We start from the raw sequence: 12,093 nt of genomic DNA, 5'->3' as shown, positions 1-12,093 counted from the left end.
AGGGAAAAGGCCAGCCGCCAGACACAAGGATTTCCGGGTGTCCGGCGGCTTTTAAGTTATAACCGTTCCCTGTGGTATACTGGAGTTCGCAATAGTAAATTTAAGATCAAGAAAGCGAGGGAATCCATGAACTACAGAACGCTTGGAAGAACGGGACTCAAGGTATCGGAGATCGGTTTTGGAGCCTGGGGCATCGGCAAGACGCTATGGATCGGCGCGGATGATCAGGAATCGCTCAAAGCGCTGAACCGGTCGGTTGAGCTGGGCTTGAATTTTATTGATACGGCGCTTGGATATGGAGACGGGCACAGCGAGAAGCTGGTTGGACAAGTGGTCCGGGAGCATGGCGGAAGCATATATGTGGCGACCAAGATCCCGCCGAAGAACAGACAGTGGCCCGCCCGCAGCGGTGTGCCGGTGGATGAGACGTTCACTGCGGAGCATGTGATTGCCTGCACGGAGCAGAGCTTAAGGAATTTGGGTCTTGAGACGATTGATGTCCAGCAGTTTCATGTCTGGTCGGATGAATGGGTTGGTCAAGGAGACTGGCTGGAAGGCGTGCAGAAGCTGAAGGAACAGGGAAAAATCCGGTTTTTTGGCGTCTCCATCAATGACTATCAGCCAAGCAATGCGCTTAAGCTCATTGAAAGCGGTCTCGTTGACACCGTACAGGTTATCTACAATATTTTTGAACAGAGTCCCGAGGACGAGCTGCTGCCCGCATGCGAGAAGCATGATATCGGGGTGATTGTCCGGGTTGCGCTGGACGAAGGCGGATTAACAGGAAAAATCACGCCGGAAACGACCTTTGAGCAAGGCGATTTCCGCAATCATTATTTCAGGGATGACCGCAAGCGGGAGGTCTTCGAGCGGGTGCAGCGAATTGCCGCCGATTTGAATATCCCGCTGGATGGCATGGCGGAAACGGCGCTGCGCTATGTGCTGAGCCATCCCGCAGTTTCGACGGTCATTCCGGGGATGCGCTCCATTGCCAATGTGGAACGCAATATGAAGGTGGGGGACGGACTCGGACTTCCCGGGGAGCAACTGGCCAAGCTGAAGGCGCACCGCTGGGTTCGCAATTTCTATAGCTGAATCCGCTTGGGAGAAGCCGCCTGAACCTCCAAAGCCGCCGAACCCTTTCGGGTATCCGGCGGCTTTTGTCCGGCTTCAAGTGGGCCGGAGGGGCGGGCGGCTGGTATTCCCGGTTTGTCAGCCTGTCCGGGCTGACAAGCATCTACTTGAGTCTGCCGCTTATGAGAAGCGGCGTCGGCGCGCTGGTAAGAGAGAAGAAGGTCAATGCGGACGCGCTTACCCTGACCTCCATCGTGGCCTCGCTGCTGCTGGGCCAAGGGAAGTCGGCGCTGATGATTACGCTTCTGTCCGACATAGCGGAGCTGATGACCATCTACACGATGGAGAGGACGCGGGATTCCATCCGGGGCATGCTGTCGCTGAATGAGGAATTCGTGTGGAAGGAGCTGGAGGATGGGGAGATTCGCGGTTTCCCGATCGATCAGGTGTTTCCCGGAGATAAAGTGCTTGTGCATACCGGCGAGAAGGTGTGCGATCAAGGGCGGCAACTTTATTGAAGCGTTGGCCGATGCGGACACGCTTATCTTCGACAAGACCGGTACGCTGACCGAAGGCAAGCCTAACGTCACGCATATTGTTCCGGCTTCCGGCGAGATCAGCGAGACCCGGGTAATGGAGCTTGCCGGAGCGGCGGAGCAGACCTCAAGCCATCCGCTGGCCGATGCGGTTCTGTCTTACTGCCGCAAGGAGCAGATCCTCATACCGAAGCATGGGGAGGTGATCACGGTGGTAGGCAAAGGCACCAAGACGGAAGTGGCAGGCAAGACGATTCGCGTCGGCAGCGGGGCGTTTATGGAGGAGAACGGGATAAGCCTGGACAGCCTGGCCGACAAGCAGGATCTTCTGCCAAGAACAGGCGCTACCCTGGTCTATGTGGCCGAGGATACCCGTTTGATCGGCGTGCTGGGCATCCAGGATAAGATGCGGGAGAACATGCGCAAATCGGTTAACAACCTCCGGAGCAAGGGGATTGACGAAATCCTGCTGCTGACCGGAGACCGCCGGGAGCAAGCCAAGGCGGTTGGGGAGCAGATCGGCGTTGACGGCTATGAGGCCGAGCTGCTTCCGGAGGATAAAGTGAAGACCGTATTGCGTCTGTAATCGAAAGGCTCCAAAGTCGTGATGATCGGGGACGGCATCAACGATGCGCCCGCGCTGGCTTTTGCCGATGTGGGACTGACGCTTGGCGGCAAGAGCACGGATATCGCGATCGAATCGTCGGATATCACGATCCAGTCCGACAATCCGATGATGCTTCCGGTTATCATGGATCTGTCGCATAAGACCATGAGGATAGTCAAACAGAACTTTGGCTTTGTCTTCGGCATCAACTCGCTCGGCCTGCTGCTCAGCGGAGCCGGCCTGTTGTCCGTATTCTGGGGAGCGGTCCTTCACAACTCCAGTACCATTCTGGTCGTTTCCAATTCGTTAAGACTGTTATTTCACGATATGGAAAAGGGGATGTAGATTATGCAACCGGCCATTGTGATCGTCCATCGCCTGCCGAACTGGATTCGGATGAGGCTGTCCTTGCCGATTCGCAGCGAGAAGGATTTCTACACGATGCTGAACGAACAGGGAGGCATTCAGAGCTTTGAGTACAATCCTGTCATCAAGTCCGTCCTGATCTCGTTCAATCATGTGCACATTGATACGGAGGAAGTGCTGATCCGCTCCGCCATCGCTTATTCCCAGCAGTATGACATGGCGCCGGTTCGGCTGTACAGCGACAGGCCGGCTAAGGAACTGCCCACTCTTTCGTATTACTCCCTGGCGGCTATCGGGCTTATGGCGGTGGTGTCCACTACGGGCATTCTGCTGAATACGACGCTGCGGGAGGTGCTGAAGTGGACAATGGTCGGAACGACCATCGGGGCCGTCATGGAGCACGCGTACGACGAAATCAGCGAACGGGGCGCGTTTGATCCCGAGGTGGTCTCGGTGATGTACCTGTTCAATTCCTTGAACAAAGGCAATCTGCTCAGCGCTGCGGGCATTACCTGGATCGCGACCTTTGGCCGGCATTTGATTCATACCTCTTACGATGGCGCCATTATCCGTGTCAAGAAGATCTGCGATGTCACCAGCGACCAATGCTACTATGACGTCACGGTGTTTGAAAATACGGACCACAAGGGTATGAAGTTCCTTAAGAATTCCTGTCCAAATTCATAGAAAGCCAGCATCCCGGCAGCCGGACGATTCCCGTTCCGGGACGAAGCGGCCCAAGCGGGGGCTGTTCCGTCAACTGCTATGACTCCCCCGGCGGATGCAGCAAGATTCTGGTTAACAAAAAGTGTGAGCGGCTATATGTGTAGCTTCCCATAACGGCTCCCGGGGAACGGTCCGATTCTATTGCGTCTCTCCGGGGAGCCTCTGCAATACCTACAATATCGAAGGAGGAATTATCATGTTTGCAGCAATTAACAATGATCACATCAAAGGCGCTCTGGTTGGAGTAGGAGTATGCGCTGTAGGCTACTATATTTACAAGAAGAATCAGGAATCAGGTCGATTCCTTCTTGCGCAGTCAAGGCATTAATGTATCGGCCAAATCTTCAAAGGACTACCACGCTCTGACGCTGGAAGAGCTGATGGAAACCAAGGAGCTTATTGAAGATATTATCGCGGAAAAACAAAGCAAGCTGGTTGCGGAAGCCGTCTAATCCGGAGCGGATGCTTCCGGCGGCGCTTCTGTAAGCTATTCGGGAGGGTGTCTCCCTTGCTATTTCTGATAGCGGGGGGCGCCTTCTTTCGTATTCCCCGGATATAAGGTAAAATGATTGAAACTGGTTTCAATTCATTGCGGCGAGAGGTGAACAAACGGATGACAACTATCATTGATGTGGCTCGCCTGGCGGGAGTGTCGAAGACGACCGTGTCCCGGGTGATCAATAACTATCCCCATATCTCACCGGATAAGAAAAATCAGGTGCTCCAGGCAATGGAGCAGCTTGGTTTCACGCCAAATCCTTCCGCGAGACGATTAAGAGGCCAACTCGCTACAACCATTGCGGTGGTCGTTCCGAAAATTGTCAATCCGTTCTTTTCCTATCTGGTGGACGCTATCGAACAGGTCGGTTACCGCAGCGGCTATCAGACGCTCATCTGCCAGACGAATGAGGATAAAGAGAAAGAGCTGTCCTATTTGAATCTCTTGAGGACCAAGCAGGCGGACGGAATCATTATGACATCCATCGAGAATGACTGGGCGCAGATTGAACCGTATACCGAGTTCGGTCCCATTGTGCTGTGCAACGAATACATCAACAAGCCGGACGTTCCGATGATCCGGGTGGATCAATATCAGGGCACCTACATCGGCGTCAAGCATCTGATCGAAAGAGGGCATCGCAAGATCGCTTATTGCACGGGCGGATTATTCACGGAATTCGGCAAGGACAAGGACCGGAACAGAGGGTATCAGAAGGCGCTGGAGGAAGCCGGTATCCCGGTGAATCCGGCCTGGATTCTGGTCGATAAGCATACGATCGGAGACGGGAAACAAGTCATGCAGCTTCTGATGGAAATGAAGGACCGTCCGACCGCCGTCTTCGCCGGGAGCGACGAGATTGCCGGAGGGCTGATGATGGCCGCCAAAAGAGCCGGCCTGCGCATTCCGGATGATTTGGCCATTATCGGATTTGACGATCAGCCGATCGCGGAGGTGCTGGACCCGGGACTTACCACTATTCGGCAGCCCATCGCCCGGATGGGGAAGAAGGCCGGGGAGATTCTGTTGGCAATGCTGAATGAGCCTTCACAGGGCCCGGCGGTGTATGAGCTTCCGGTTGAGCTGATTATCAGGGAATCCACGTAGCATGCGGGAACGAAAATTCCGGCAGCTCCCTAACAAAATTGGGAACGTTACCAATAAATACGCTTGTTAGGATTGATCGGATAGGCTGAAAGAGCCATATATACGTCATAATCGAATGTGATTTTAAGTGAAGCTTAGAAAAAAGATGTTGAAACCGTTACCAAAGAGTGATACATTATATCCATAGTCACCTCGGGGAATCAGGGAGCGAGTATTCATCCGAAATTTTGGTATCGTTCCCAAATTATCTGCGGAGATTGTGGAGATGTCCATTAACATTTATGGAGGGGTTCTTTTGAAAAAGACATTGGCTTTATTTCTCGTTCTGTTGCTTGTTGCTTCTTTGACCGCCTGCGGCGGATCGGGGAATTCGAATTCGGCAGCGGACTCCGGTGGCGGCAAAGTCAACATTGTCATTGTGAACGGCAAAGGTGAAATCGCTTCCCAGTGGGAGCAGGCGGCAAAAGACTTCATGGCGGCTAACCCGGACATTACGGTTGAAGCGGTTTCCGGAGCGGTTGGAGAAACGGTCAATCTGCTGGACAAACTGACGGCTTCCGGCAAGACCGTAACCATTGCGATGATGTCTCCCGATTCCATCGTGAATAAATACAAAGACTTCGGCGTCGATCTTTCGAATGAAAAGTGGAATGCCGACACGGTGTACGGCGTTAAAGACATAAATGGCAAAATTGCCGGTTTCCCGTTCTCCATTGAAGGCTTCGGGCTGGTCTACAACAAGAGTGTCGTGGAAAAAGCGACAGGCGGAACGTTCGATCCCTACTCGATCAACACCCGGGACAAATTGAAAGCGCTTCTGGACAAAATCCAGGCCTCCGGCGTGAAATATCCGGTCGCTTATCAAACGGAGAACTGGTCGGTTGCCAACCATTACAGCACGCAGTTTTTGAACCAGGCGGAAGACCCGAATACGATTGTGGAGCAGCTCAAAGCCGGCACATTCGATCTGGCAAGCAACGCTGTATGGAACGGCTACTACGATACGCTGGATTTGCTTGTCTCCAAGGCATACAACAAATACGGCGAACGCCCGCTGGGCAAATATTATGACGACGCGCACCTGAGCGTGGGCAAGGGTGAATCCGCCATTTTGTTCAACGGAAACTGGGCATTTGATTCACTGAAAGCGGTCTCCGGCGCATCCTTCGGCTTTATTCCGGTTCCGGTGGATAACAATCCGGACAATCCGCTGAACAACAAAATTGCCGCAGGCCCGACCAATATTCTCGTCATCAACAAGTCGGCTACGGCGGCTCAGCAGGAAGCGGCCAAGAAATTTCTGGACTGGCTCGTCTACGATCAGAAAGGACAGGATTTCCTCGTCAATCAGGCCCAGGTCATTTCCGCCTTCAAGAATAATCCGAATAAGGTAACGAATCCGCTCGGCGTGGCCATCGCAGACGCCGTGCAAGCAGGCAAAACGCTGCCGTTCAGCTCCAACTATGTAAAGGTAGAGGATTGGGGCAACATCCTTGCGCCGGATATTCAAAAATATATTGCGCAGAAAGAATCCCGCGCCGATCTGGCCAAAGCCATCGAGACCTATTACAAAAACCAGAAGTAGGGGTGAGTCAAACCTATGATAACGGAAAAAAGCCGGCTGAAGTCGCTCGGCAACCAGTTGTTTTTTACCGGTCCCACGATTATTTTCTTTGCCTTGGCGGTGCTGATTCCATTTGGCTATGGCCTTTATCTTACGCTGACCGATATGACCTCTCCGGTGAATCCGATCAAGTTCTCGGGCTTTGGCAACTATAAAACCGCATTTACCGACACCGCGTTCTGGCAGTCCATGTGGCTGACCGTAGAGTTCGTTATCGCAACGGTCATCATTATTAATGTCCTTGGCTTTGTTCTGGCGTTTCTGGTTACTTCCGGGGTGAAGATGCAGAATTTCTTTCGGACCGCGCTGTTCACGCCCAATCTGATTGGCGGATTGATTCTCGGCTACATCTGGCAGTTCATCTTCGTGCAGACGCTTCCCTCCATCGGAGACAAGCTCGGCATCGAATGGCTGCGGCTGGGCTGGCTGGGCGATGAGCATATGGCTTTCTGGGCCATCGTGATTGTCACGATCTGGCAATCGGCGGGATATATGATGATTATCTTTGTCGCCGGACTGGTCAATGTTCCGAAAGATGTGATGGAGGCGGCCACAATCGACGGGGCGAACGCATGGCAGCGCTTGAGAAATGTCATCCTCCCGCTGATGGTTCCATCTTTTGTCGTTACGATCTTTTTAACCTTGAAAAATGCCTTTATGGTGTATGATGTGAACTACTCCCTGACTGCGGGCGGACCCTATGGCAGCACAACCATGGTATCCATGCATGTCGTCCAAAAAGCTTTTACGGAAAATATCTATGGGGTGGGTCAAGCCGAGGCTATTGTGCTGTTCGTCATTGTCGCGGTCGTTACGGGGCTTCAGGTTTATTTCAGTAAGAGAATGGAGGTTGCCGCCTGATGGAAGCCAGAAGAAGAGCCGCCACGGTCCTGACTTATCTTTTGCTGATTGTATCCTTTGCTGTCTTTGTCTTTCCGTTCTTCCTGATGGTGGTCAACTCTTTCAAGAACAATGGCGAAATACTCGAAAGTCCCTTTTCCCTGCCGACCAGTCTGAATTTCGGGCATTTTGCCGAAGTCATTGATAAGATGAATTTCTTTGTATCCTTCAGAAACACGGTTGTGATTACCTCTCTAAGCGTGCTGTTCATCGGTGTATTCGCGGCAATGACCGCTTATTACATGGTAAGACGTCCGACAAGGTTCAACAACGGGCTGTTTGCGTTGATGGTCGCTTCCATGATTATTCCGTTTCAATCCATCATGATCCCGCTGATTTACATTTACGGAGCGAAGCTTCACTGGATTGATGCCGCGCCGATTCCGCTGCTCATTATTTTGTATATCGGCTTTGGGAGCGCGCTGTCGATCTTCATGTACCACGGGTTCGTGAAATCCATCCCTTATGAGCTTGAAGAGGCATCGCTGCTGGACGGGTGCACCCGGACGCAGACCTTTTTCAAAATTGTGCTGCCCATGCTCGCTCCAACCTCGGTGACGATCGCCATTCTGAACGTGCTCTGGATCTGGAACGACTACCTGCTGCCGTCGCTTGTGCTTACGAAAGACCAGGACTTCACCATGCCGATCAAAATGAAGGTCTTTAACGGAACGTACATGAACAACTGGGAGCTGCTGATCCCCGCGCTGCTGTTGACCATACTGCCCATCCTCATCGCCTACCTGTTCGGGCAGCGCTATATTATCCGGGGTGTCAGCCAGGGAGCCATTAAATAAGAGACATTAGAAAATTCTTCGGGAGCTGGAGGAAGTGTGGAGATATGGAGAGTAGAGACCGCAATTGGTGGAAGGAAAGCGTCGTGTATCAGATTTATCCCCGGAGCTTTCAGGATTCGGATGGAGACGGGGTCGGGGATCTGCGAGGGATTATCAACCGGCTCGATTATTTGAGCGATCTGGGCATTGACGTCATTTGGGTGTGTCCGGTGTACGATTCGCCGAATGATGATAATGGATACGATATCCGGGATTTTTACAAAATACAGGCGGAATATGGAACGATGGAGGATATGCTGGAGCTGATCGCCAAGGCGGGAGCCTGCGGTATCCGCATTATTATGGACTTGGTGGCGAACCATACCTCGGATGAGCATGCCTGGTTCGTCGAATCCCGCAGCTCCAAAGACAACCCGAAACGGGACTGGTATATCTGGAAGCCGGGACCTGGCGGGGAAGAGCCGACCAACTGGGAATCCAATTTCGGAGGCTCCGCCTGGGAGTATGACGAGAACACGCAGGAATATTATTTGCACTGTTTTTCCAGAAAGCAGCCGGATTTGAATTGGGAGAATCCCGAGGTTCGCCGGAACATTTTCTCCATGATGGAGTGGTGGATCGACAAGGGGATCGCCGGATTTCGCATCGACGCGATTACCTTTATCAAGAAGGATCAGCGGTTCCCGAATCTGGAGGCGGAAGGAAGTCGCCGCTACGCCCCGCTTGCGGGGGCTTGTCTGAACCAGCCCGGCATTCTGGACTTTCTGCATGAAATGAAACGGGAGGTGCTGACGCCGCGCAATGTGATGACCGTCGCGGAGGCGCCCGGTGTGCCGATTGAGCAGATTCATGAATATGTGGATGAGAATAGCGGCGTTTTTAATATGATTTTTCAATTTGATCATGTGGATCTGGACATCAAGCCGCAGGCCAAAGGAGTCTATCACAGGTGGGAGCTGACCGATTTCAAGCATGCGCTGTCCAAATGGCAAACGGAGACGGCGGATAGGGGCTGGATGGCGCTGTTCATGGAGAATCATGACCATGTCCGTTCGGTTTCGAAATTCGGCAGCGACGGTCTTTACCGCGAGGAATCGGCCAAAATGCTGGCCGCCTACTATTTTCTGATGCGGGGCACGCCTTTTATCTATCAGGGGCAGGAGATCGGCATGACTAATCATCACTTTCCTTCGATAGAGGAGTACAGGGATATTGAAAGCCTTAACTTTCACGCTTACGAAACGTCTCTGGAGAGACCGGAGGCTGATATCCTCGAACATCTGGCGAAAAGAAGCCGGGACCAGGGGCGGATGCCGATGCAGTGGAGCGCGGAGCCGATGGCCGGATTCACGGCCGGAGAGCCGTGGCTGCGGGTGAATCCGAATTATACGTCGATCAATGTGGAGCAGTCGCAACGTGACGGGAATTCGATCCTGCATTTCTACCGGAAGCTGATCAGGCTGCGCCGCGAGAATAAAGCGCTGATATACGGCGGCTATCGGGAGATTTATAAGGATTCCGGGGAGCTTGGCGGGTATATCCGCACCTTGGGCGGCGAGCAATGGACGGTATTATGCAACTTTACGGACCGGAAGGTTCCGATCCCTGAGCCGCTGGCGGGTCTTATCATGCTGTCCAATCTGAACGGACATGATGCGGGCATGATGAAGCCGTATGAGGCGGTAATCTGCAAAGCGGAAGGCAAAGCGGATTAACAAAAGAATCGCCCTGTCCTTTGTGAGAAGGAAGGGCGGTTCTTTTGTCTTACGATTCGGTTGCTTAAGACGTATAGTGTCTTCCCAGGCCCAGCTCGGTAAGCAGCTGCCGGTAGGCGATGGAGGTGCGGTCGGCCGGAATGTGCGCCTCCGCCGTCAGATCCAGCGGGAGATCCTCCGGAGTCTGGGCCTCGACCATTTCACTGTCTTCCGCGAACACCTGAAGGTTGAAATCAATGGTCGGCTGAAGCGGAGCGTCTTTATCGAAATTGCGTGAAATCGGGCAGAACAGACGGGTGTAGCGGGCCGAGACCGGTGAAGCGCAGTTCAGAATCATCAGCTTCCCGTCTTCTGGAAAATGCACGGTAAGGGATGCCGCAAACGGCGGGAACACACGGAACGCGCGCAGCCACATGAAGCCTTCAGGAATGGGAACGTTCTGGCCTTTGGCGTAATTGCTGACCGTGCTCCAATAGTCGGCGAATAATTCATTGCCTTCGCGTCTCACCTTGTATTGCGGGACCTCCGGATTATTGCGGTCGCCGAAGCTGTCCGTATGCACGTAAGCGAAATGGGATACGTCCAGGAAGCCTTCCATCTGACGCCCGGAGGAACCCGCGATGTCAAAGCTCGGAGGCAGAATATTGATGAAATCCGGATCATCCCAGCCCGGGAATTCGGGGATTTGTTCCTCGGCGCCCGAGAGACAAGTCCAGATCAGACCATACCGCTCAACGGCGGGATACATAATCAGCTTCAGCTTGGGCGAAATTTTGCTGCTTGGATGTGCGGGAACGGCTGTGCATTTTCCTTCGCAGTTATAACGGAAGCCATGATAAGGACATACGATCTCGTCGTTTTCAATCCATCCCTTGCTGAGAGGGGCGCCCCGGTGGAAGCAGAGGTCGCGGGCAATAACAACCTTGCCCTTGCTGCGGTAGCAGACGAGCTTCACGTCCAGCAGCTTGACAGCCACAGGCTTGTCTGCAATTTCGCTGGCGATGGCTACCGGGTACCAGTATTTGGAGAGAACATGCCAGTCGTTCTCCGTAAATGTACAGCCCGAAGGAAGCTGCGTTTGAGCCGATTCGGCAGAGGAATTAGCGTTAACATTCATCATTATTTCACCTCACGAATTATTGGGATACTCCGTTAGCGCAGAAAACCCCGGACGCCAACAGGCGCATAGTTAAATTGGCCTTTCGCCCCGCAGCCTGAAAGTGCGGAATGGAAAGGGAAATAACTGATACACCTCTTGTAGCCTGGGGCAATTCACGGTTGCCTGTAGAGACGCTCACCCACATTATGAGCTTATACAAGAAGCAAGAATATAATAGTGTCAGGTTATGTGACGCAATTATTGGATTTATCATAAACTCGCTTCAGGTGGATGTCAATATCGCTTTAAATTTTAATGGTTCCGGTAACGAAATTGTTTGGCGCTCCGCACAATCAATGGGAGGGAACGCCGCCGATTGTCCAGAAACCTCACATTAATCTCACCGCTTCCGGCAGTATTGGGGTTGAGCTTGAGGCGGAAGGCATGCTTTTTCAATATCCGTTTAACCCGTGAGGGGGTAAGAGCGGGATTGCTCTGCAGCAACTGGGCCGCCGCTCCGGAGACGATGGGCGTAGACATGCTAGTGCCGGACATGACGAAGTATCTGTTGCCGACCCGCTGGTCCGGATACTCGCGGTCCAGCCTGGAGCGGGGAGAACGCAGCGAAATAATCGCCACGCCCGGTGCGGCCAGATCGGGCTTGTTCCCTCTGAAGCGCGCCGGTCCGCGGCTGGAGAACGGGGCGATGCGGTCGTCGGCTTGCGGGAGGCTGCGGCGGTCGTCCACGGCTCCGACCGTAATGGCCGACGGGCTGTTGCCGGGCGATTCAATCGTACCGTATCCGGGCCCGGCGTTTCCGGCCGCAATGACGACGGTCAGTCCGGCCTTGACCGCCTGCTCCACGGCCTGGCAGAGAGGGTCGTCCGTATAGGGAGAGTCTATCGGACCGCCCAACGACAGGGAGAGAATGCGCAGCCTCAGCCGCTTCCGGTTCGCAATGCACCACTCGATTCCCTTAATAATTGTAGAGTCGTATCCGCTGCCATTCCGGTCCAGCACCTTGACACCCACGATGCCCGCTT

General features: G+C 53.4%; 13 protein-coding genes and 1 riboswitch. Of the genes, 11 read left to right on the top strand and 2 right to left on the bottom strand.

The window, feature by feature from the left end:
• Window positions 1–126: 126 nt before the first annotated feature.
• The 11 genes from L692_RS0122105 to L692_RS0122055 all read left to right on the top strand — a co-directional run bounded on the left by L692_RS0122105 (window position 127) and on the right by L692_RS0122055 (window position 9,951).
• On the top strand, window positions 127–1,095 hold the full coding sequence (locus L692_RS0122105; protein WP_025702170.1) for an aldo/keto reductase: 969 nt from the start codon (window positions 127–129) through the stop codon (window positions 1,093–1,095).
• A 65-nt stretch (window positions 1,096–1,160) separates the two neighbouring features.
• Window positions 1,161–1,592, top strand: a complete 432-nt coding sequence (locus tag L692_RS33145) for a hypothetical protein (protein ID WP_025702169.1) — start codon at window positions 1,161–1,163, stop codon at window positions 1,590–1,592.
• A complete protein-coding gene (locus L692_RS33140) occupies window positions 1,543–2,196 on the top strand; it encodes an HAD-IC family P-type ATPase (protein ID WP_198027806.1) in 654 nt (217 codons plus the stop codon). Before L692_RS33145 ends, L692_RS33140 begins: the two co-directional genes overlap by 50 nt.
• Before the next feature lie 18 nt (window positions 2,197–2,214).
• Complete coding sequence (locus L692_RS33135; RefSeq protein WP_198027805.1) at window positions 2,215–2,562, top strand: cation-translocating P-type ATPase; 348 nt, start codon at window positions 2,215–2,217, stop codon at window positions 2,560–2,562.
• Window positions 2,563–2,565: 3 nt separating this feature from the next.
• On the top strand, window positions 2,566–3,270 hold the full coding sequence (locus L692_RS0122085) for a hypothetical protein (RefSeq protein ID WP_051503561.1): 705 nt from the start codon (window positions 2,566–2,568) through the stop codon (window positions 3,268–3,270).
• 347 nt (window positions 3,271–3,617) lie between these two features.
• The gene (locus L692_RS33130; protein WP_198027804.1) at window positions 3,618–3,761 is read left to right on the top strand and encodes a hypothetical protein; all 144 of its coding nucleotides are present in this window, start codon (window positions 3,618–3,620) and stop codon (window positions 3,759–3,761) included.
• Between the two features lie 113 nt (window positions 3,762–3,874).
• Window positions 3,875–4,915, top strand: coding sequence for a LacI family DNA-binding transcriptional regulator (locus L692_RS0122075; RefSeq protein ID WP_156940545.1), 1,041 nt, complete (start codon window positions 3,875–3,877; stop codon window positions 4,913–4,915).
• A 295-nt stretch (window positions 4,916–5,210) separates the two neighbouring features.
• A complete protein-coding gene (locus L692_RS0122070) occupies window positions 5,211–6,500 on the top strand; it encodes an ABC transporter substrate-binding protein (RefSeq protein ID WP_156940544.1) in 1,290 nt (429 codons plus the stop codon).
• A gap of 15 nt (window positions 6,501–6,515) precedes the next feature.
• Complete coding sequence (locus tag L692_RS0122065; protein ID WP_025702163.1) at window positions 6,516–7,400, top strand: carbohydrate ABC transporter permease; 885 nt, start codon at window positions 6,516–6,518, stop codon at window positions 7,398–7,400.
• Complete coding sequence (locus L692_RS0122060; RefSeq protein ID WP_025702162.1) at window positions 7,400–8,236, top strand: carbohydrate ABC transporter permease; 837 nt, start codon at window positions 7,400–7,402, stop codon at window positions 8,234–8,236. Before L692_RS0122065 ends, L692_RS0122060 begins: the two co-directional genes overlap by 1 nt.
• A 44-nt stretch (window positions 8,237–8,280) precedes the next feature.
• Window positions 8,281–9,951, top strand: a complete 1,671-nt coding sequence (locus L692_RS0122055; RefSeq protein ID WP_025702161.1) for a glycoside hydrolase family 13 protein — start codon at window positions 8,281–8,283, stop codon at window positions 9,949–9,951.
• Window positions 9,952–10,015: 64 nt separating this feature from the next.
• On the opposite strand, the gene L692_RS0122050 is transcribed toward L692_RS0122055, so the two are convergent.
• Window positions 10,016–11,071: an aromatic ring-hydroxylating oxygenase subunit alpha gene (locus L692_RS0122050; RefSeq protein ID WP_036724964.1), complete on the bottom strand. Its 1,056-nt coding sequence runs from the start codon at window positions 11,069–11,071 to the stop codon at window positions 10,016–10,018.
• A gap of 118 nt (window positions 11,072–11,189) precedes the next feature.
• A riboswitch (purine riboswitch) is annotated at window positions 11,190–11,290 on the bottom strand.
• A 72-nt stretch (window positions 11,291–11,362) separates the two neighbouring features.
• The coding region (locus L692_RS0122045; RefSeq protein ID WP_025702159.1) for a S8 family serine peptidase at window positions 11,363–12,093 on the bottom strand (731 nt) is incomplete at its 5' end.

Source organism: Paenibacillus forsythiae T98 (assembly GCF_000520735.1).
Taxonomy (GTDB): Bacteria; Bacillota; Bacilli; order Paenibacillales; family Paenibacillaceae; genus Paenibacillus_AQ; species Paenibacillus_AQ forsythiae.
The sequence above is the reverse complement of the archived record's forward strand: the minus strand, read 5'-3'. Positions and strand labels throughout refer to the sequence as shown.

What these genes read in the sequence shown, in the direction of transcription:
- L692_RS0122105 (WP_025702170.1), top strand. Translation starts at nt 127, where the DNA reads ATGAACTACAGAACGCTTGGAAGAACGGGACTCAAGGTATCGGAGATC.
- L692_RS0122085 (WP_051503561.1), top strand. Translation starts at nt 2,566, where the DNA reads ATGCAACCGGCCATTGTGATCGTCCATCGCCTGCCGAACTGGATTCGG.
- L692_RS0122075 (WP_156940545.1), top strand. Translation starts at nt 3,875, where the DNA reads ATGATTGAAACTGGTTTCAATTCATTGCGGCGAGAGGTGAACAAACGG.
- L692_RS0122065 (WP_025702163.1), top strand. Translation starts at nt 6,516, where the DNA reads ATGATAACGGAAAAAAGCCGGCTGAAGTCGCTCGGCAACCAGTTGTTT.
- L692_RS0122060 (WP_025702162.1), top strand. Translation starts at nt 7,400, where the DNA reads ATGGAAGCCAGAAGAAGAGCCGCCACGGTCCTGACTTATCTTTTGCTG.
- L692_RS0122055 (WP_025702161.1), top strand. Translation starts at nt 8,281, where the DNA reads ATGGAGAGTAGAGACCGCAATTGGTGGAAGGAAAGCGTCGTGTATCAG.
- L692_RS0122050 (WP_036724964.1), bottom strand. Translation starts at nt 11,071, where the DNA reads ATGATGAATGTTAACGCTAATTCCTCTGCCGAATCGGCTCAAACGCAG.